The organism is Mycobacterium sp. SMC-16 (genome assembly GCF_046250085.1).
GTDB lineage: Bacteria > Actinomycetota > Actinomycetes > Mycobacteriales > Mycobacteriaceae > Mycobacterium > Mycobacterium phocaicum.
This window is the reverse complement of record NZ_CP176427.1, coordinates 4,470,768-4,490,027: the sequence shown is the minus strand read 5'-3', so window position 1 is coordinate 4,490,027 and position 19,260 is coordinate 4,470,768. Positions and strand designations below refer to the sequence as shown.

Genomic DNA, 19,260 nt, shown 5'->3' with positions numbered 1-19,260 from the left:
AATTCCACACTGCTGCAACATAATCAACCTTCAAAGGAAGCCCACCATGTCTATCTGTGATCCGGCGCTACGCACCGCGCTGCGCACCCTGAAACTGTCCGGCATGCTCGACACCCTCGATGCCCGGCTCGCCCAAACCCGCGACGGCGGCCTCGGCCACCTCGAATTCCTGCAAGCCCTCTGTCAAGACGAGATCGCCCGCCGCGAATCCGCCGCTCTCACACGGCGATTGCGCCGCGCCAAGTTCGAAGAACAGGCCACCTTCGAAGACTTCGACTTCACCGCCAACCCGAAACTGCCCGCCGCGATGCTGCGCGACCTGGCCGCCCTGCGCTGGCTCGACGCCGGCGAATCAGTCATCCTCTACGGCCCCGTCGGCGTCGGCAAAACCCATGTGGCACAAGCACTCGGACATCACGTAGCCCGCCGCGGCGGGGACATCCGCTTCGTCAAATGCGCCCGCATGCTCGCCGACCTTGCCGGCGGACACGCCGACCGCACCATCGGCCAGCGCATGCGCGAGTACACCCGGCCCCTGGTACTGATCGTCGATGACTTCGCGATGCGTGAGCACACCACCACCCAATCCGACGATCTCTACGATCTGGTCTCCGACCGGGCCATCGCTGGCAAACCCCTCATCCTGACCAGCAACCGCGCCCCCAAAGACTGGTACCCGCTGTTCCCCAACCCCGTCGTGGCCGAATCCCTACTCGACCGACTGATCAACACCAGCCACCAAGTCCTCATGGACGGACCCAGCTACCGACCCCGGAAACGACCCGGCCGCACCACCACCTAGACAACGCCCGCCCCGACCGGTAAGACCAACACGAGGCCCACACCTGGGGAATTACGTGACAGCAACCCCTGGGGAATTACGTGACCGACGACACTGCAGCACCGCCGTTGAACTGCCGCAGCGCATCGAATGTGGTGTGATCGATGGCGGGCAGGAATTGACGTTGCCAGTCGACCGTGGGCGTCAGCGCAGGCTGGTTAAGTGCCGTCGTCAGGGACCTTGCGATGTCACTGATCGCAGAACTGTTGCCGGCTTGAAGCGCTGCGGCAGCCAGACGCGCCGCCGCGGCCGACAACGGACCGGGAACAGTCGGCGTGGGCGGGCTGGCGAGAGGCCTGGTGGCAGGTAGAGCCGAAATAGCTGCGGGTGTCTCGTCTTCGTCGCGGTCCGACATGGAAGCCTCCTGTTGGTTGTAGAGCGAGGCCGTGAATTTTTGGCCCTCTACTGTTCAGGCGCCTCGTTCAGCGATATCGACACCAGTGTGATGAACATCACACTGGTGCGGTTTGGGCGTCATCAGCGAACCGCCTCGCCAGGCAGCGGTGGGCGCGGTTCACCGGAAGTACTCGCCGCGGCGCAGCTTGTCGAGCCGCTCTTCCCATCGTTGAACCCTGTCGAGCCACATCTCGCGTGTCGCGATCTGCAACGCGAGTGTTGCCAGCGCCTCGCGTGCGTCCGGTGTGCGAATGAGCGCCCATTCGCGGCCGGACCTGGTCCACAGATGGGCTGCGATCGGTGTGTGCTCGAATTGATCGCACCAGTAGCGTTCTGCGGTATCGAGCAGCCCGGCCGGATCGTCGAGCGCCATCATGCAGCACATTTGGTTGTAGACATTGATGGCCGCGTCGGAAAATCCCATCCGCGCCGCGCGCTGTAGGAAGCGCAGCCCGCGGCGCGGGTCTACGGGGGTTAGGCAGAAGCCGCGGTTGTTGTAGCACAGTGCTTCTGGGAGCCATCCCTGCTCGCACATGAACTCGAACAGGGCGGCAGCTTCCGTGTGGCGCCGGGCGTGAAGGAAGGCTCTGGCCTGGTTCTGTACCTGGTGAGTCATCGGCGCCAGCGTGGACATCGGTTGCTCCTGAAGAACGTTCCGATCCGCGAGTTCCATCGCCACAGCCTCGGGTGTCGTCGGAGTTTCGGCGCGCACACCCTCGGGTAAGGGCAGCGTTGCGCCGTGCCCGCGCAGCCACTTGTACTCCCGCACGAGGGAGGGCAGGCCCCAGCCGTCTAAAGACTCCGCGCTGAGGCGATCTGCGATCCACCTGTAGTCAGCGGTGAGATCCTCTGAAGGAGGGCGGTTCTCGGCGATGGCGCGTTGAGTTGCGCGCGAGGGTGCGTTGAGCGTCACGATGTCTGCAAACGGCGCGTGGTAGACCCAGTCGCAGACGAAGTGGAACGCGGCAGCGGTGAGTTCTCCGATGGCAGTGGTTCTTTCCGGCTGGCGCCGAGTCGCCAGCGTGCTGCCAATCCCGAGGGCATCGATCCACTGCTTCCCTATGGGCGACGGGCCGTCCTCCCACACATCAATGGCGAGTGCGAGAGACAGTGGAACAGCAATGTCATGTGTGCAGCCGTATCGAACGAAAGCCTCGCCGTCCAACCCCGCATCGTTGATCTGGGCAACGAAGGTCAGGATGTTCTTGCGTTGGGGAAGGTCCGCCCCGAGGTCTTCGATGTCCAGTTCAGACAGCGCGCCCCGCAGTGCCCGGACGACGCCGCCGAGGTCGAGCTCCAGGTCTAGTGTCCGCGCGGCGTCATCGCCGAGTGCAAGCTCATCCTCGGGCACGTGCATCTCCTGAAGTCTCAGAATCTTGTTAGCTTCTGCGCAAGATCATGTGTAGGATCGTATTCACGATCTTACACGACCCTGAGGTGGGAAAGTATGTCCAAATCAACGATCTTCCAACTCAGCGATCTGGCAACAAAGCGGACAGAGTTCTTTCGTACTGCGCGAGAAGAGGGTGCCGCCCATGTCCGAGACGCCGATGGAACACCCTTTGTAATGCTGCGTGAGCAGCGCGTGGAATCATTGGAAAGCCTCGCTGCGTGGTCTGGCCGGCTGCTGAGACTGCAAGAACTGCTCGCACGCGAAACCGCACCATCGGTGGTGGACCTCGGGGAACTCGCATGGCTTCGCCCGTTTGACGCAGACGATCTACGCGAGTTTGCCGAAGAGCTGTCTCAAGTGTTGATTGCATCCCTGTCTGATGAGTCCACCGGCGTCCTCGACGAGATGCTCAATGCCTGGCGTGTCACTGCAAGACAACTGGAGGACCCGTTGCGCAGAGCCGTGCTGGTGGCCGATCACGGTCCGACCGACTATGTCGATGCACCGCGGCCACATGGCGAATAGTGCCTATCAGCCGAGCCGTCCGGCGCAACGTCCGGGCGGCAAGCCAAGCGACGCACCAGCATTTCGAGTCCTTGTGCACCGGCAGTACTACGAGAAGTACACACGGCTGGCGGACGTCGTTGGGATCAAGCAGGCGCAAGAATTGTGGGATTACCTGGCCATGACGCCGGACAAGCCTCCGTCGGTGGGGGCGTGTTGCATCCTCAAAGGCAAGGCGGGCGACCCACAAGACGTGGGCTGGTCCAAGACGCGCCACTATGAGGCTTCATCAAAGGTTCGGATCGACTACCAGTTCAATCGGGAGTACCGGACGGCCGAAGGCGGGGATCCGCACCCTGTCGTAGCGATCATGACCATCACTTTTTCTAGCCATTAGTGTGTGAACTAGAGTTCGCTGGCGGAGTCGGGTTCGACAACCCCACCACGGGCAGCCCCGACATGGCGAGTCCCCGATTCTGAGTCCACCCGGAATTAGATTCGGGTTTGTTGATCCAGATTCAGTTGATTTCGCAGGCCATCGGGGTGTGACTGCACGTACAGACGGCAGCGTACTCGGCGGGTGTTCGGTAGCCCAGCGCCGAGTGCCGGTGCCGCAGGTTGTGGTCAGCCTTGAAGTCCCCGATCACCACTCGGGCCTCCATCAGGGTGTTCCAGTGATTGCGGTTGAGGCACTCCTTGCGTAGTCGGTTGTTGAACGATTCGATGTAGCCGTTGTTCCACGGCGTGCCCGGCGGGATGTAGGACAACCCGACCTTGCCGTCGCAAAACTGTTGCAGCGCAGCCGAAATGAACTCAGGGCCGTTGTCCATCCGCAACACCATCGGCGGCCCGCCGGCCGCGGCGAACACCTTCTCCAACTCGGCCACCAGTCGCTGCGCGGTGATCGACCGCTCGACGATGTTCAGCAGCGACTCACGGGTGTGCTCGTCAAGCATCGACGCGATCTTGATGGCCTTGCCGTCGACGGTGGAGTCGAACTGAAAATCGATGGCCCACACCACCTTCGGCGCATCCGCGATGACCTCCGGTGGGCACGATGACACCCCCGACCGCTTGCGCGGCGAGGTGACCTTCACCTGCAGACCTTCCTCGCGCCAAAGCCGGTGGATCTTCTTCTTGTTCACCTCACGGCGCTCGTCGTACCGCAACGCCGCCCAGGCACGCCGGAACCCATGACACGGGTGTTTGGTGGCGTACGAGCGCAACCAAACCCGCATATCGGCGTCCGGATCGGACGGGGTCAGCGCCATCGGCAGGTTTCTGTAAGTGGAGCGGGCCAGCCCAACGGCCTTGCACGCCAACCGTTCCGACATGCTCAAGGTGTCCTTGAGCATGTCCACGGCGCGGCGCTTGGCAGCTGGGCTCAGAATTTTCCCTTCGCAACCTCCCGCAACGCGTCCTTCTCCAGCTCAGCCTCGGCCAACAGCCGCTTGAGGCGGGCGTTCTGCTCGCGCAGCTCCTTGAGCTCGCGGGCGGCGTCGGTGTCCATCCCGCCGTAGGCGCGGCGCCAGTTGTACAACGTCGCCGGCGATACGCCCAGCTCGGCGGCGATCTCCTCGCCAGTCTTGCCCTCGGCAGCCAACTCGTCCGCGCGGCGCAACTTGCGCACGATGTCCTCCGCGGAATGCCCCTTGCGTCCAGCCATGTATCTCATCGTCCCTTCTCGGCCCGAAACCGGGCCACGGGACTCTAAAACACGCTGGACTCATTCACAGGGAACACGCCAGGCGTCACCGCGCCCACCAATCCGGCCGGTCCGAACCGCTGCCGGATCGCCGCCGCCGCGGCGTTGACCGCCGCCACCACGTCACCCCAGGGACTGCTCCGCTCGTCGGGAATCGTCACATCGATCCCGACTCGAACCGCCACCATGAGGAACCGCGCCCGAACCGCCTCAAGTCGCCCGCCGGCCCGACGTAGCCAGCCGCGGACCGTGGCCGCCGGAACCCGCAACTGCTCAGCGATCTGCCGATACCCCTGCCCGTGGCCGCGCAGCGACAAAGACTCCCAAATCACCTGTGCCGCATAAGCCCTACGCAGCAACACCGTGACCGGCAACAACACATGGGTCACCAGACACGACCGGCACCGCGCCCGCCGCGGCCGAACCGCACCGGCCAGACCGACGACACGGCGAGTGCGGGCGAATCCCCAGCCGCCAAGAACACCCTGCGAGCACGCCGGGCAGCTGATCTGGCCAGCTGCCAACCGGGACTCGACGCAGACCAGATCAGCCTCTACCGTCACCATCAGTGCCTCCGTGCACTACAGCGCGGCACCCTGCGAGCCCGCCAAGACTTCGGCGGGGTGCCGCGCACCCATCAGTTCCTCATCACACTGATGGTGCACACCACCAAGCTCAAGCCGGCGGGCCACGCCACCGATCACATCGGCAAGATCAATGACGAATGGCCACCCCGTGATAGCCATCCAGAGAGACGGTCAACACTCCATGATCCTTGCCTCGGCTTCTGACTTGTCCGGCCCTTGTGAGGGCACATGGAAAAAGGGGATGCCGAAGGAGCGAACATCGCTGGCCACATCCGTGTGATTGGAGATCACCATCGGAACCGTCACCGGCAGCTCGCCGCGCCGGTGACGCCACAGCAGGTCGAGCAGGCAGTGATCGGACCTCGATGCGAGAACTGCCATGCGCTTTGGCCTTGACTGGTCGGTCAGCAGCCACTTCATCCCGTAGGGTTCGAGGCTGGTCGCCAGGTCGGATTCGATATCCGCGATCGCTGCTTGCAGATCGCTGCGATGGAATACCACCCGCTGGAAGAAGTCGCCGCCTTCCGGGTCTGATGAGTACTGATCGAGTGAGACGATGTTGCCCTTGTTGCGGGTGATGAGCGCCGTGACTGCAGCGACGAGCCCGGCTTGGTCAGGTCCGTGCACGATGAGGCAGGCGTGGTCGCGCAGGCGTGTTGTCGGTGCCATGGGATGTGCTTTCTCGGGCGGCGGTCAGTTGACCGGGTCGTCGGATACAGGTGCGAGCGAGATGTCGAAGGATGTCGAGCTCCAGGTCTCGCGCAGTAGCTTCCCGCGGGGACCCGTACCCGGCTCGTGAACGGTGAAGGGGACGATCAGGGACTCTTTGACGCCGAATACGGTGTCGTGACCGAGCCATTCGTCACCCTCTACGAATATGTGGGTGATCAGCGTGTGGTAGCCGGGTGCGCTCACCATGAAGTGGATGTGAGCCGGGCGCATGGGTGAGCGTCCAGCCGCCGCGAGAAGCTGTCCGACCGGGCCGTCGTGCGGGATCGGGTAGGCAGCGGGTTGCACTGTCCAGTAGTCGAAATGTCCGGCCAGGTCGGTGTGTAGCCGGGCGCGGCCGGCGAGCCGGGCACCCTCGTACTGCACGTCGTAGAAGCCGTCGTCGTCGGCGGCCCACACTTCGACGCGAGCGCCTGCAATGAGATCGCCATTGGTCGAACGCACCGTGCCGCGCAAGTGGCAGGGTCGTCCGACCATCCCCTGCCCGATGTCGTCACCGTTCATGATCGTCGGAGCGTCGTCAACGAAGAACGGTCCGAACACGGTCGACTCGGTTGCCTCCGAGTGTCGTCGGTCACGTAATTCCCCAGGGGTTGCTGTCACGTAATTCCCCAGGTGTGGGCCTCGTGTTGGTCTTACCGGTCGGGGCGGGCGTTGTCTAGGTGGTGGTGCGGCCGGGTCGTTTCCGGGGTCGGTAGCTGGGTCCGTCCATGAGGACTTGGTGGCTGGTGTTGATCAGTCGGTCGAGTAGGGATTCGGCCACGACGGGGTTGGGGAACAGCGGGTACCAGTCTTTGGGGGCGCGGTTGCTGGTCAGGATGAGGGGTTTGCCAGCGATGGCCCGGTCGGAGACCAGATCGTAGAGATCGTCGGATTGGGTGGTGGTGTGCTCACGCATCGCGAAGTCATCGACGATCAGTACCAGGGGCCGGGTGTACTCGCGCATGCGCTGGCCGATGGTGCGGTCGGCGTGTCCGCCGGCAAGGTCGGCGAGCATGCGGGCGCATTTGACGAAGCGGATGTCCCCGCCGCGGCGGGCTACGTGATGTCCGAGTGCTTGTGCCACATGGGTTTTGCCGACGCCGACGGGGCCGTAGAGGATGACTGATTCGCCGGCGTCGAGCCAGCGCAGGGCGGCCAGGTCGCGCAGCATCGCGGCGGGCAGTTTCGGGTTGGCGGTGAAGTCGAAGTCTTCGAAGGTGGCCTGTTCTTCGAACTTGGCGCGGCGCAATCGCCGTGTGAGAGCGGCGGATTCGCGGCGGGCGATCTCGTCTTGACAGAGGGCTTGCAGGAATTCGAGGTGGCCGAGGCCGCCGTCGCGGGTTTGGGCGAGCCGGGCATCGAGGGTGTCGAGCATGCCGGACAGTTTCAGGGTGCGCAGCGCGGTGCGTAGCGCCGGATCACAGATAGACATGGTGGGCTTCCTTTGAAGGTTGATTATGTTGCAGCAGTGTGGAATTGGTGACGATCAGGCGATGATGCCGGTATCGGTGCCGAACTGGTCGGGGCCACGCAGAAACGCCCCCGCCGCGCCGGTGCTGGCGGGCGGTTCGTCGCCGGCGTGTTCGGTGCCGGCGGCCAGGATGCCTTTGATGGTGCGGTAGGACGGGTCACCGACGGCGATGGCGCGGGCGCACGCGGCCTCCAACCGGTCGCAGCCGTGTTTGTCGCGCAGCCCGAGCACTCCTTGCGCGGCGCGCAGATGGTGGATGGCGTTGTCGGCCATGAACGCGGCGATCACCGCGACGCAGGCCGGGCCGACCAGTTCGGCGGTGCGCCGGCACCAGGTCGGGGTTTTCATCGCGAACGCGACCTTCTCCGGCGGGTAATGGGCGAAGTCGGTCGAGCGCCCCGATGGGCGGCGCACGTGGATGGCCACCACCGCATCGGCGTGAAAGACCTGTACCACGTCGCCGGCGGTGCGGGCATGCAGGCGTTGCCCGATCAGCCGCCACGGCACCGAGTACAACGCCTTGCCGACCTTGAGGTGCGCGTCGGTGCCGACGGTGCCGATCGACCAGGTGGACAGTTCAAATACTCTGGGCGGCAACCCGATCAACGCGCTGGCTTCGATCGCTTCAAACACCCGCAACGGCGGCGCGCCCTCCAGTGCCCGACACGACCTCGCCCCGGCCACCTCGATGCTCCAGCGCTGGGCGTCGGTTTGCATCGCGGGCAGCCCGTCGAACTGGCGGCCGCGCCAGAACGAATCCCGGATGTATTGCATGGGCCGTTCGACGCGGGGTTTGTCTTTGGGTTTGAACGCCCGCGCCGGGTCGATCAGGGTGCCGTAGTGGGTGGCCAGCTCGGCATAGGCGCGGTTGATCTTCGGGTCATACAGGTCGGGTTTGTCCACCCCGGTCTTGAGGTTGTCACACACCAACCGGGCCGGGACCCCGCCGAAGAACTCGAACGCCGCGACATGGCAAGCGCACCAGGTGGTTTGGTCCATCCGGATCACCGGGCGCACGAACAGGTGCCGCGAACACGCCAACACCATCACGAACGCCCACACCGCCACCCGGCGGCCCACCGCGGGATCGAACCACATGCCCAGGCGACCGTAGTCGATCTGCGCTTCACTGCCCGGCTCGACCGGCCCGCGCGGCACGGTCACCTTCGCTCGTGCCACCTCTTCCGCGAAATGTGTTGCGATCCAACGCCGAACCGAGGACTCCGACACCGCTACCGCATGCTCGTCCCGCAACCGCTGAGCGATCGTGGCGATCGTGACATCGGCATCGAGCCAGGTCTTGATCTGGTCCCGGTGCGGTTCGATCAGCGGCCAGGTCAGCGCCCGCGCCGCAGGATCGGACAGTTCCGGGAACCACCCGCCGATCAGCTCCGACCACTGTGGCGCGGTCAGCGGCTCCGTACCCGGGCCGATACCCGCCGCGACCGCCGGAGCCAAATATTTGCGGACGGTCTTGCGGTCAATGCCCAGCGACTCCGATAACTGGACCTGCGAACGGCCCGCGTGCCAGTGGGTGAACAACTCGACCAAATCGAGCATCACGATACTTCTCCTCGCCATCAGCGCCCTTCCATCCACCATCAGATGGATGCAGAGCGAACCGGTAAACGAGGCCCACACCAGGCAGACACACCGCCCAGGGTGGGGAATTACGTGACAGCCAGGGTGGGGAATTACGTGACGGACAACCCCTCAAACCTGGGGAAATACGTGACCGCTGACATCCGAGTGAGGGGGCGAGTTGACGGCGACCGTCATCATTGAGGCACCCAGCACGTCGGACAGGAGGATAAATTCCTGCCGGTGCTCATCGGTGATGTGACCGGTGCGCGTCAGGAAAGCGATCGCGGTGTCCCATTCGGTCTGGCTTAGGCGAATTTCGCGGATGAAGCCGTGTAGGTGTCGCACGAGCGAGGACATGACCACTCTGAGACGAGTGTTCGGGCTGTTTGCGAAGCTGGCGACCACCCTCTCGGTCAGTTCGGTCTCCCTCGACACATTCACCGGGGACACCTCAGCGTTGTCACTCATCCATGGGGTCCCTTCGCTCGGAGGCGGCCGCGAGAATCTGCATCAGGCCGGCGCGTGTGACTGGCCGCGGGTGGTCGATCGGGAGGCGCCCGGCTATGGCCTCGACGGCGGTGGTGATCTGGTCTGGATTCAGGCCGACGTCGCACAGGCTGCGCGGTGCCTTGGTCTGAACGATCAGCGCATCAAGACCGTCCACCGCATCGACGGCTCCGAGCGCCTCAGCGATCGCTGCAGCAGCTTGCGGAACGCTCGGTGCGGTGAATCGCAGAACCTCCGGCAGGATGACTGTGTGGGTCGCCGCGTGGGGAAGGTCGAACTCACCACCGAGCGCGTGGCAGATCTTGTGGTGGAGACCCGAGCCCGCCTGTGCGAACACCAGCCCAGCAAGGAAGCTGCCGTACTGGAGTTCGTCGAGCGCATCCTGCTCGCCTCTTTGAAGAGCGCGGAGGCCATCGGCGAGGTGCCGTACGCCCTCACTCGCCAGTACCGAACTGACCGGGTTTGCCGCGGTGCCCCAATAGGCCTCGATGCAGTGGGCCATGGCGTTGAACGCCGATGTGACTGCCAAGGCCGGCGGAAGTGAGGTTAGAAGCACCGGGTCGTAGACCACCGCGCGCGGAAGCACTGCCGGATGCCGTCCGGTCTGTTTGCGTCCATCTGTCGTGATACCCCAGGTGTCAGTCATCTCCGATCCAGCGAGCGTCGTCGGCACAGCCACGATAGGAAGACCCGTTTCCAGGGCAATGACCTTGGCCGTACCCGTGCTCGATCCGCCTCCGATGGAGAGGACGAGGTCGGCGTGTGCATACGTCGCGGCCTCGACCGCTTCAGTGGCTGTAGCCGCCGGAACGTGCTCGACGACTCCGGCGAATCGACCAGCTACGCGGTCACCGAATTGCGCGGTCAGACGCTCGACATTGGCGGTCTGTGACGACGAGGCGACGACCAGGATGCGGCGAGCATGGTGGTCGTCGACGGCACGGCGAACGTTGTCAGCGGCGGACTCACGTCCGAAGTAGACCTGGACGGGCAGCGCACGGTAGCTGAAGGCAAGCTTCGTCATCTCAACGCTCTTTCAGCTGTTGCGTCACGCACGAAGGCGGGGGAGCGCCGCTGCGAACGCAGGGCGGTGATGACGGCGGTGAGGTCGCGGCGTTCGAGTCCCTCGACCACCTCTTCAAAGCCACCCGTTGGGGAGATGTTGGCGAAGATCGCCGCGGTGATCGTTCGGCGGTCGATGCCCGGCAACCCAAGTGAACGGTACGCTCGCAGCAGTGACTCGGACCCCGCAAGCCCGACGAATACCTCTGCGCAGTCATGCAAAGCGCTGACTAGGTCCGGGATGCTCTCCGCCGAGCCGCCAGGACCTGCACGACGGATCGGCTGCAGAAGGGCACGCAATGTTGCGACGTCGTTGTCGGTGATGCGGCCGATGATCTGGGCGGCCACGCCGAGTTCGATCACAAGTTTCGCTTGATAAGCGTCGTCGACCACCTCGTCTGGAACGGCGGCCACGCTGTGCACCCCGTCGACCCGTTCGGTGAGTCCTTCCGATTTCAGTGCTGACAGGGCACGCAGGATCGTGCCACGTGATGCGCCGAGATCGCGTGCGAGTTCGTCCGGGTCAAGTACGTGCGCCGAGTCGGTGCGGAGCGCGAGGACCCGTGCGCGAACCGTGTCGAGAACCGAACGGTCGGCTTCGGTCCGAAGGTGTGCGAAGTTGCCGCGGTAGTAGGCCAAGGGGTTACCGTCGACGGTGTCTACACCAACCACGCTGGCGCGAAACTCCCAATGTGATCCGGCGGGGATCGCGTCCACGATGCGGCAGCTGAGTGCCGCGACGCGGCCCGCCAGGACCGGGTTTCCAAGGACATCGTCAGCGAACTTGAGTCCCGCGAACCTGTCTGCATCGCGGGTGGCGAATCGACCAGCGACCGCTGCAGCGTCCTCATCGAGAATGTTGATCGCGAACGTGCGGGTACGCAAGATGGCCAGCGCGGTGCGGGACGTCGACGACAGCGACACCATGACCGTGGCAGGGTCAGAAGCGATCGGGGCAATGGCCGCGACGGTGGCCCCGACCGGCTGCCCGTCATCACGGGAAGTCACGACGGCCACCCCCCGAGGTGAAACAATTCATCGCCGTCACGAACTCATGTGGCGCAACCGGTTTCGTCAGTTCACTCGGTGCGGACACGGACTCAGCGGGCGTCATCATGACTCCGCTCGCGCGCCGGCGAAATGTTCCGCGGCGTACATGGCGGCGGTGGGATCGGCAAGTTGGGTGTTGAGGTGACCCCACCATTGACTGAGGTCTCGCCAGATGCGTTCAGTGCGAGTGCCCTGAACGACGGCACTCGAACCGATCGACTTGAAGAGAAAATCGCTGACGGCGTCCCAGAGCAGTCGTGCGGATTCATGTGCGACGAGGGCAACGTGGACGTCCGACGCTCGTGAGTAAGGAGTTGACACCGAGTCAGCGATGGTGCGGTCAAACAACGCTCCCGCGAAGTCCATACTCGCGAGCGAGGCATCGAGTTTCGCCCGAGCTCGTCCGTAGCGCCACTGGAAGAAGGTGTCGTCCACACGCAGGACGAAGGGAGCGTTCACGGTCTTGCGCACCGTCATCTGAGCGTCGTATTCGTCAAACAGAGCGAGGGCCGCGCCGAGGGCGAGCGAATTCAGTTCGAGAGAGAAGAACCCGATACCCGGCGCCCCATACATCGGGTTAGCGTGCAGCGCCCGGCCGGGGGCCTGGGTGGCCGGATCGATCGAGAGTTGACTGACCCCTTCGAGCACAAACTCTTCGGGGATGAAGGCGCGCTCGAACTTCACCGAGTTTGAACCGCTACCCCTTAGCCCGAGGGTGCCTCCCCAATCGTTATGAGCAATGATCAATACCTGTGGATGAGGCCCGAGGAGGTGGCCTGAAAGTGGGCGCACCTTCCCGAGGATGATCATCACGGAATCAGGTATTCGATCAAGACCGGCGTTGGCGCGCTGGTTGGGAAGGTACGCCCATGCTCACCGTAGTTCACGATGCCGAGGAGGCCAACGGCGGCGAGGCCGGCCGGTCGTTGTTGGACGAGATCGTCCGCGACGGAGCCCGGCAGATGTTGGCCGCTGCCCTGCAGGCCGAGGTCGCCGCGTACGTCGCCGCATTCGCTGATCAGCGTGACGAGAACGGTCACCGACTGGTGGTCCGCAACGGCTATCACCAGCCGCGTGAGGTGCTGACCGCGGCCGGTGCCGTGCAGGTGAAGGCGCCGCGGGTCAACGATCGCCGTGTCGACCCCGATTCTGGTGAGCGGCAGCGGTTTTCCTCGGCGATTTTGCCGGCCTGGGCACGCAAGTCCCCGCAGATGAGTGAGGTGCTGCCGCTGCTGTATCTGCACGGCCTATCGACCAGCGACTTCGGGCCCGCACTCGAGCAGTTCCTCGGCTCGGGTGCCGGGTTGTCGGCCACCACGATCACCCGTCTGACCGCGCAGTGGCAAGACGAAGCCCGTACGTTCGCTGCCCGGGACCTGTCCGGCAGCGACTACGTCTACCTGTGGGTCGACGGCATTCACCTCAAGGTCCGCCTGGACCAGGAGAAGCTGTGCCTGCTGGTGATGCTCGGCGTGCGCGCTGACGGCCGCAAAGAACTCGTGGCGATCACCGACGGCTATCGGGAGTCATGCGAGTCGTGGGCGGATCTGCTGCGCGACTGCAAACGCCGCGGCATGACCGCCCCAGTGCTGGCCGTCGGCGATGGCGCGCTCGGGTTCTGGAAGGCGGTGCGGGAGGTATTCCCGAAGACCCGAGAGCAGCGCTGCTGGTTCCACAAGCAGGCCAACGTCCTGGCCGGGCTGCCGAAGTCAGCGCATCCGGCCGCGCTGGCGGCGATCAAGGACATCTACAACGCCGAAGACATCGACAAAGCTCAGGTCGCGGTCAAGGCCTTCGCGGTTGCCTTCGGCGCGAAGTACCCGAAAGTGGTCGCCAAGATCGTCGACGACCTCGATGTCCTGCTGGAGTTCTACCACTACCCCGCCGAGCACTGGACCCATCTGCGTACCACGAATCCGATCGAATCCACCTTCGCCACAGTGCGTTTGAGAACGAAGGTCACCAAGGGTCCGGGATCACGGGCCGCTGGATTGGCCATGGCCTACAAGCTGATCGACGCCGCCCAAGCCCGCTGGCGGGCCGTCAACGCCCCACATCTGGTCGCCCTCGTCCGCGCCGGAGCGGTCTTCCACAAAGGCAAACTGCTCGAACGACCCACCGACATCACCCCACCGACACCACCGTCAGACGGCGATCAACACACCGAAACGGAGGTCGCCTGAAACACCCCGATCCACAGGTATTGACAATTGCTCTCCCCAATCATCGAGCACTTCGTACGTGCCGCGCGGAGCGATGAAGTTCGAGACGACGCCGGGTCGGTCATCGTGGAAGGCGTGCCCACTGAAATGCGTCGCGTAAGGCACACCGGAGGCGTATCGGTGCACGCCGTCGACCAGAAAGCCGCCGTCGACCCGGGTGAGGGTGCCTGAGGGTGCGCTCGTCATCGGCGCAGCAAAATAATCGCCCGCGAAAAGCTGCCGCTGTGCCTTCTCACTCCAGTAAGAGGCGACTTGCAGATTGTGTCCGGAAGCAAGTGTCAGACACCAGGCGGTCGCCATGTCGGCATACGCAATCTCGCGCATGACCCTCAGAAAGTCAGGGAGAGTGAACTCATAGCCGCCCCAAGTTTTCGGGCGCAGGAGATGGTAGAAACCAGCGTCGAGGAACTGCGCGTGCAGTGCTTCGGAGTGACGAGATTTTCGTTCAGTATCGGGAGCCTCAGCTAGAACCTGCTGGCCGATCGAACGCGCGCGCTCCAGCGCCTCATCGAGGGTGAGAGAGTCAGGGCGCGCCGTTCGCGTCGTCGCGGGTGAGGTCATCTTTCTGCTTCCTTCGGCCGTCGTTGGCGGGCTGCCATGACAGGCTCCCGCGCGGACTAGCCCCAGCCATAGCGTGAGGTCACCCGACCTGCACGTGTCTGACCCTCACCTATACCGCCACGTAAGAACGCCGAACAAGTCCTCGGACGTGACCTCTACACACGACGCATCGAACTTGAACAGATCTGCCATCCAGTGAACCGCCGCGAGTTTGAAAGTGACGAAACTTCGACAACGCGATGTGTGGACCTGGCGGTTGTCTACATCGACGCCGAGCGTGCCGTTTAGGCCGGCGCAGCGGAACCGCTTCCGGTGACAGCGCTGCCGGCGGAGCGGATGCGAAAAGTGACAAAATTGAGAAAAGCGAGCGTGACATCAAACGAGAACGTCTCGGTCTTCCCAGCTCAGCGGCCTGGGATGTGACAAGCTATATGAGAACGGACAGGCGGTTGTCCGTTCTCAAACGTGATGTCACATTCTCAAAATCGATGTCACTCCGATGTCTCAAGTGACACGGATTTGAGAATGTCCAGCAATGCTAACCAACCGTCTCCGGTAGGCCACGCCGACCGATGAATGATGACTGCCGGGGCTCCTTTTTAGGCTGAACACGCTGAGGACTTCGGGCAGCCCGCGACGACGGCATGAGCTGACACTAGGCCGACCGCGCCATAGCATCGAGCGCCTCTTTGGAAGACGGACCCAGCTGCTACAGCTCCGGACGTCGGCATTCGATGGGGGTGCCAGCTGGCCGAACCGCCGCGCCCGCAACGCGCCTCCAGTGTGGGATCAGAAGTTCGGGGTGTCGGCGCCAGCACACGGCCGCAGGGTGGTTGAGTGAGTCTCAGGCGTTGGCGCTCGGCACAGACGGCGCCGCTCCCGCAGTCTGGAAGAGGGTGTAGTCCATGGCGCGAGTTGAATGGACTCGCCATGAAGGCGACGACATCGAAGCCGTCGTTGGCATGTTCATCTGCAGCGACTTCCCCAACGCCGTTCGCGTCCGACCTAGTCAAGGCGACGGTGGCGTCGACATCTTCGTGCCCGGCCCCGAAGGCTTCGCCAAGCACCGTGAACCGCCCCGAGTTTGATGCACACCGGTTTATGGGTGTGCAGCCGCGGATTGGGCTGTGTTCGTAGCGTAGTAGACGGCCTCGTACTCGACGGGTGGGATGCGGCCCAGGCGATGCATGAGCCGGTCGGTGTTGTACCAGTTCACCCAGTCGGCGGTGAGCAGTTCCACGTCGGTCAGCCGGTGCAGCGGGCCATGCCGGAACGGGGAGTCATCGCGGATGGCTTCGTGCTTGTAGAGCCCGATCGTGGTTTCGGCCAGAGCGTTATCGTAGGCGTCGCCGACCGATCCGATCGATGCCACCAACCCCGATAGTGCGAGGGTTTCCCCGAACTTCACCGACGTGTATTGAGACCCCGCATCGGAGTGGTGAATAGTTCTGCCGGACAACGGATTACCTTCACGACGCCGGAGTTCGGCGGCGTGGCGGATCGCCCGCCGAACGAATGCATCGCTCTTGCCGGCCGAGCAGGTCCAGCCCACGATCCGCCCGGCGTACGCGTCGATGGCGAACGCGGTGTAAACGAACACTCCTGACGACAATCGGACGTAGGTGAAATCGGCCACCAGCAGTTTGTTGGGTGCCGGTACGCGGAACTGGCGGTCCACCAAGTCCGGTGCCCGCCCGGCCGCCGGGTCAGCGATGGTGGTGCGGACCCTCTTGCGCCGGGTGACCCCACGCCACCCGTTGGCCCGCATCAACCGTTCGACGGTGCAACGGGCCACTTCGATGCCCTGGCGCTGCAGGTGAGCCCACATCTTGACCGCGCCGTACAACGACTCCGGTTTACGCCGGCCCGCCCGGTCAGGTTCGTAGTAGCCGGCCAGCACCTGCGTGATCACGGTGTCCCACAAGGCCCGCGCGGACGGGGGCCTGGTGAGCCAGGCGTAGAAGGTTCTCGGGGCGATCTGGCAGCCATGCTCGGACAGCACGCGGCAGATCGAAGCGACCCCGAACCGAGCACGATGCTCGGCGATGAACGCACAGATCAGCGGCGTCGCGGGTCGCTCTCCCGCGCGAAGAAACTTGTTGCCGCCTTGAGGATTTCGATCGTTTCCTCAAGCTCCTTGTTCTTGCGTTTGAGCTCGCGCAACTCCCGTGCGGTATCGCTGGGCACCCCGGCACGATCCCCGGCATCGACCTCGCCCTGGGCGACCCATCGTCGCAGCGATTCGTACGAAACTCCCAACCGCTTGGCGACCGCAGTGATGCAGGCCGTGCGGGTGTCGTATTCGTCGGCATGGTCAGCGACCAACCGCACCGCCCGGGCCTTGAACTCCTCGTCGTACTTCTTCGGCATGATGCGAATTACCTTCCCTCGAAAGAAGGTGTGCATCAAACCCGGGGCGGTTCAACCTGTCCGGGTTCGTAGCCGTGCATGCGCGCGACCTCATCGGACCACACCCACCGTTGGTCCGCGAGGAAGTACTGGAACCTACCGATCGTCTGCGCGTAGCCGCCGGCCAGCACCGCGGCGACCTCCCACGACCGGGCGCCGTGCGCCGCCGCTGCCGGCTCGCCGCTGACTCCGTCGGGCACCGCTCACCTCGATCGCGCAGAAGCCACTGGACGACAGCAACGCTGCCCCATACGAATACAACCTCAAGAGCATCGACGCCGTGGGGGAACGACCAAAAACTGTCGCGGCAACGGACGGCAGCCGAGCCTGAAGCCATCTCACGTACCGACAGATGCGTTGGGTTATCAACGCTGCCAACGACATTGGTGTTTGTCGCCAGTACAGCTGGGTAAGACGAAGGCGGGCGAGCGGGCGAGCCCTCTCCTGCGCCGTGGGCCGCTACTGCTTGCCGAAGCAGGACCCCGGTGGTGAGGTGGTCATGGCGATCGCCGCCTGGTCCTCGTCGAGGGCCTCGACCGGCAGCTTGTCCTGTCCATCGCGAGCGCGCAGTCCATCGAGGAATATCGCCACGTACCGTCGCCACAGGTCGGCGTCGACGTGCCCGGCGAATTCGCTGACGGTGCCGGCCAGCAGCCCCAGGATCGGCATGTCGCTTTCGGTGATGCCCGGTCGCAGATAGCCGTCTTTTTGAGCGCGCTCAACAAGTTTCGCGAGTTTCGGCACCAGGCGGGTGCGTGCCGCATCCACCCGGTTGCCGCCGCCGCCCTTGCCGTAGAGGATGTCCCGCAGGCCACGATCGGTGGCCGTCTGCCGGCCCATCTGTTCGACGAACCAGGTGAATCCCGCCCAGGAGTCGTCGAATTCCAATCCTGAATCGGCCAATGCGGCGATCTCGTCGATCGCGTCCTCGAAGATGGCCTCGATCAACTCGTCCTTGGTGGGGAATCGGCGATATACCGTGCCGACGCCGATCCCGCCGTGGTGCGCCACGTCATTGAGCGTTGCGCTCAGGCCCTGTGTCGCGAACAGGTCGCGAGCCGCGTCGATCACGCGCTGACGATTGCGCACGGCGTCCTTGCGCAATGGTCGATCTGTGGTCGGGCGGGTCATCACCCCCGCAGTGTAATCCGGGACACGATTCAGGTAAGTGGATTGACTCCATCCACTTACCGGAATAGTTTCATGCCGAGCACTGCGATCGGCTGACGACTGTGGTGATCCGCGATCGGAGGGCGCGCAGCATGACACGACATCACCGGGCCGTACCTGCGTTGGCCGCCGCCGCTATCGGAATCGTCGCGGCGGTTTCCGGCTCCGGGCCTGCGCACGCCGATCCCGATACGGACTTCGCCAATCAGTTGCACACCTACGGGATTTATGGACCGAAGGACTACAACGCCTGGCTGGGGAAGATTGCCTGCCAGCGGTTGGACAACAACGTCGACCACGACGCCTATCAGTCGGCCAAGTTCGTCGCAACCAATTTGTCGCGGCAGAACGCCACCCAGCAGAACTGGCAATTCCTCAGTGCCGCAATAGATTTCTATTGCCCTGATAAGCGCTCGGTACTGGAAGACGCCGCACATCAGTCGCAAGCAGGAGACCGCGCATGACGCGGCGATCGCTCCGTATCGGCTTGGCCGCCATGACGCTCGGCCTCGCAACCTCTCTGTCGGTGGCGGTTCCGGCTGGCGCTGATGCGACCGACGACTACCCGATCCCGCGCCGGATCATCAACACCACCTGCGATGCCGAGCAGTACCTGCAGGCGGTACGTGACACCAGTCCGGTCTACTACCAGCGCTACATGATCGACCGGAACAACCGGCCGGTCGACATCCAGCAGATGGCCGAGGACCGCATCCACTGGTTCTTCTCGCTGGACCCGGCAGCCCGCCGGCAGTACTCCGAGGACACCGCCACCAACGTGTATTACGAACAGGTGGCCACGCACTGGGGCAACTGGGCCAAGGTGTTCTTCAACAACAAGGGTGTGGTCGCCAAGGCCACCGACGTGTGCCTGAGCTACCCCGCCGGCAACATGCAAGTCTGGGATTTCGCCTCCAATAGCTGAGTAATTGTCGCTGAATACATTGCTGTGCAACATATTTAGGTGAAATCCACATTTCTGTGCGCATGACGGGAATGCGCCGGGCCTGGGCCTGGTTGTAACGAAGACGAGATTTAAATGGATGGACTCTATCCACTTTTTCCGTTAGGTTACCTAGCTAGATGT

23 protein-coding genes and 1 pseudogene are annotated in these 19,260 nt (G+C 63.8%); 7 read left to right on the top strand and 17 right to left on the bottom strand.

The window, feature by feature from the left end; all coding sequences use genetic code 11:
- Positions 1-46: 46 nt before the first annotated feature.
- Positions 47-802: an IS21-like element helper ATPase IstB gene (istB, locus tag ACJEIK_RS21780; protein WP_074360265.1), complete on the top strand. Its 756-nt coding sequence runs from the start codon at positions 47-49 to the stop codon at positions 800-802.
- 76 nt (positions 803-878) lie between these two features.
- Here istB (ACJEIK_RS21780) and ACJEIK_RS21775 read toward each other — a convergent pair whose 3' ends face one another.
- Both ACJEIK_RS21775 and ACJEIK_RS21770 read right to left on the bottom strand, forming a co-directional pair.
- A complete protein-coding gene (locus ACJEIK_RS21775; RefSeq protein WP_409430274.1) occupies positions 879-1,196 on the bottom strand; it encodes a hypothetical protein in 318 nt (105 codons plus the stop codon).
- 159 nt (positions 1,197-1,355) lie between these two features.
- Positions 1,356-2,588: a hypothetical protein gene (locus tag ACJEIK_RS21770; RefSeq protein ID WP_409430273.1), complete on the bottom strand. Its 1,233-nt coding sequence runs from the start codon at positions 2,586-2,588 to the stop codon at positions 1,356-1,358.
- Positions 2,589-2,684: 96 nt separating this feature from the next.
- Here ACJEIK_RS21770 and ACJEIK_RS21765 point away from each other — a divergent pair, with 96 nt between their 5' ends.
- Both ACJEIK_RS21765 and ACJEIK_RS21760 read left to right on the top strand, forming a co-directional pair.
- Positions 2,685-3,155 (top strand): hypothetical protein, encoded by a 471-nt coding sequence (locus ACJEIK_RS21765; RefSeq protein ID WP_409430272.1) that lies wholly within the window; start codon positions 2,685-2,687, stop codon positions 3,153-3,155.
- The gene (locus tag ACJEIK_RS21760) at positions 3,145-3,531 is read left to right on the top strand and encodes a hypothetical protein (protein ID WP_409430271.1); all 387 of its coding nucleotides are present in this window, start codon (positions 3,145-3,147) and stop codon (positions 3,529-3,531) included. Before ACJEIK_RS21765 ends, ACJEIK_RS21760 begins: the two co-directional genes overlap by 11 nt.
- 121 nt (positions 3,532-3,652) lie before the next feature.
- Here the strand turns inward: ACJEIK_RS21760 and ACJEIK_RS21755 are convergent.
- From ACJEIK_RS21755 to ACJEIK_RS21705, 11 genes are all read right to left on the bottom strand, one after another.
- Positions 3,653-4,800, bottom strand: a protein-coding gene (locus ACJEIK_RS21755) for an IS3 family transposase (protein ID WP_110783817.1) whose coding sequence is annotated in 2 segments (ribosomal slippage) — positions 3,653-4,533 and positions 4,533-4,800 — 1,149 coding nt in all. Because the reading frame shifts where the segments join, the coding sequence is not laid out codon by codon here.
- Between the two features lie 44 nt (positions 4,801-4,844).
- Positions 4,845-5,405: a helix-turn-helix domain-containing protein gene (locus tag ACJEIK_RS21750; protein ID WP_409430270.1), complete on the bottom strand. Its 561-nt coding sequence runs from the start codon at positions 5,403-5,405 to the stop codon at positions 4,845-4,847.
- Positions 5,406-5,420: 15 nt separating this feature from the next.
- Positions 5,421-5,585 (bottom strand): hypothetical protein, encoded by a 165-nt coding sequence (locus tag ACJEIK_RS21745; RefSeq protein ID WP_160109707.1) that lies wholly within the window; start codon positions 5,583-5,585, stop codon positions 5,421-5,423.
- A 12-nt stretch (positions 5,586-5,597) separates the two neighbouring features.
- Positions 5,598-6,095 carry an ACT domain-containing protein gene (locus ACJEIK_RS21740; RefSeq protein WP_409430269.1) on the bottom strand — a complete coding sequence of 166 codons (498 nt, stop codon included), beginning with the start codon at positions 6,093-6,095 and terminating at the stop codon, positions 5,598-5,600.
- A gap of 24 nt (positions 6,096-6,119) precedes the next feature.
- Positions 6,120-6,698, bottom strand: coding sequence for a hypothetical protein (locus ACJEIK_RS21735; protein WP_409430268.1), 579 nt, complete (start codon positions 6,696-6,698; stop codon positions 6,120-6,122).
- Positions 6,699-6,813: 115 nt separating this feature from the next.
- Positions 6,814-7,569, bottom strand: coding sequence for an IS21-like element helper ATPase IstB (gene istB, locus ACJEIK_RS21730; RefSeq protein WP_074360265.1), 756 nt, complete (start codon positions 7,567-7,569; stop codon positions 6,814-6,816).
- 54 nt (positions 7,570-7,623) lie between these two features.
- Positions 7,624-9,168, bottom strand: a complete 1,545-nt coding sequence (istA, locus tag ACJEIK_RS21725) for an IS21 family transposase (RefSeq protein WP_109558051.1) — start codon at positions 9,166-9,168, stop codon at positions 7,624-7,626.
- 153 nt (positions 9,169-9,321) lie between these two features.
- Complete coding sequence (locus ACJEIK_RS21720; protein ID WP_409430267.1) at positions 9,322-9,660, bottom strand: dioxygenase; 339 nt, start codon at positions 9,658-9,660, stop codon at positions 9,322-9,324.
- The gene (locus ACJEIK_RS21715; protein WP_055119118.1) at positions 9,653-10,723 is read right to left on the bottom strand and encodes a maleylacetate reductase; all 1,071 of its coding nucleotides are present in this window, start codon (positions 10,721-10,723) and stop codon (positions 9,653-9,655) included. The genes ACJEIK_RS21720 and ACJEIK_RS21715 overlap by 8 nt, the downstream gene beginning before the upstream one ends.
- A complete protein-coding gene (locus ACJEIK_RS21710; protein ID WP_157923462.1) occupies positions 10,720-11,769 on the bottom strand; it encodes a flavin reductase in 1,050 nt (349 codons plus the stop codon). Before ACJEIK_RS21710 ends, ACJEIK_RS21715 begins: the two co-directional genes overlap by 4 nt.
- A 105-nt stretch (positions 11,770-11,874) precedes the next feature.
- A complete protein-coding gene (locus ACJEIK_RS21705) occupies positions 11,875-12,495 on the bottom strand; it encodes a hypothetical protein (RefSeq protein ID WP_409430266.1) in 621 nt (206 codons plus the stop codon).
- A gap of 185 nt (positions 12,496-12,680) precedes the next feature.
- Here ACJEIK_RS21705 and ACJEIK_RS21700 point away from each other — a divergent pair, with 185 nt between their 5' ends.
- Positions 12,681-13,994: an IS256 family transposase gene (locus ACJEIK_RS21700; protein WP_409430265.1), complete on the top strand. Its 1,314-nt coding sequence runs from the start codon at positions 12,681-12,683 to the stop codon at positions 13,992-13,994.
- Here ACJEIK_RS21700 and ACJEIK_RS21695 read toward each other — a convergent pair.
- Positions 13,956-14,594 (bottom strand): acyl-CoA dehydrogenase family protein, encoded by a 639-nt coding sequence (locus tag ACJEIK_RS21695; protein WP_409430264.1) that lies wholly within the window; start codon positions 14,592-14,594, stop codon positions 13,956-13,958. The genes ACJEIK_RS21700 and ACJEIK_RS21695 overlap by 39 nt on opposite strands.
- 905 nt (positions 14,595-15,499) lie before the next feature.
- On the opposite strand from ACJEIK_RS21695, the gene ACJEIK_RS21690 reads away from it, so the two are divergent.
- Positions 15,500-15,682 (top strand): hypothetical protein, encoded by a 183-nt coding sequence (locus ACJEIK_RS21690; RefSeq protein WP_409430263.1) that lies wholly within the window; start codon positions 15,500-15,502, stop codon positions 15,680-15,682.
- 11 nt (positions 15,683-15,693) lie between these two features.
- On the opposite strand, the gene ACJEIK_RS21685 is transcribed toward ACJEIK_RS21690, so the two are convergent.
- The 3 genes and pseudogenes from ACJEIK_RS21685 to ACJEIK_RS21675 form a co-directional block, all read right to left on the bottom strand.
- Positions 15,694-16,964 (bottom strand): IS3 family transposase gene (locus ACJEIK_RS21685; RefSeq protein WP_135356434.1). Its coding sequence is split into 2 segments (ribosomal slippage): positions 15,694-16,691 and positions 16,691-16,964, totalling 1,272 coding nucleotides; the frame shifts between segments, so codons are not numbered across the junction.
- Between the two features lie 47 nt (positions 16,965-17,011).
- A pseudogene (locus ACJEIK_RS21680) lies at positions 17,012-17,203 on the bottom strand (antitermination regulator); the annotation flags it as partial.
- A 259-nt stretch (positions 17,204-17,462) separates the two neighbouring features.
- Positions 17,463-18,134, bottom strand: coding sequence for a TetR/AcrR family transcriptional regulator (locus ACJEIK_RS21675; protein ID WP_133428143.1), 672 nt, complete (start codon positions 18,132-18,134; stop codon positions 17,463-17,465).
- 131 nt (positions 18,135-18,265) lie between these two features.
- Here ACJEIK_RS21675 and ACJEIK_RS21670 point away from each other — a divergent pair, with 131 nt between their 5' ends.
- Both ACJEIK_RS21670 and ACJEIK_RS21665 read left to right on the top strand, forming a co-directional pair.
- Entirely contained in the window at positions 18,266-18,637 is a 372-nt protein-coding gene (locus tag ACJEIK_RS21670) for a DUF732 domain-containing protein (protein WP_133428112.1), read from the top strand.
- The gene (locus tag ACJEIK_RS21665) at positions 18,634-19,098 is read left to right on the top strand and encodes a DUF5078 domain-containing protein (protein WP_060999962.1); all 465 of its coding nucleotides are present in this window, start codon (positions 18,634-18,636) and stop codon (positions 19,096-19,098) included. The genes ACJEIK_RS21670 and ACJEIK_RS21665 overlap by 4 nt, the downstream gene beginning before the upstream one ends.
- Positions 19,099-19,260 lie beyond the last annotated feature (162 nt).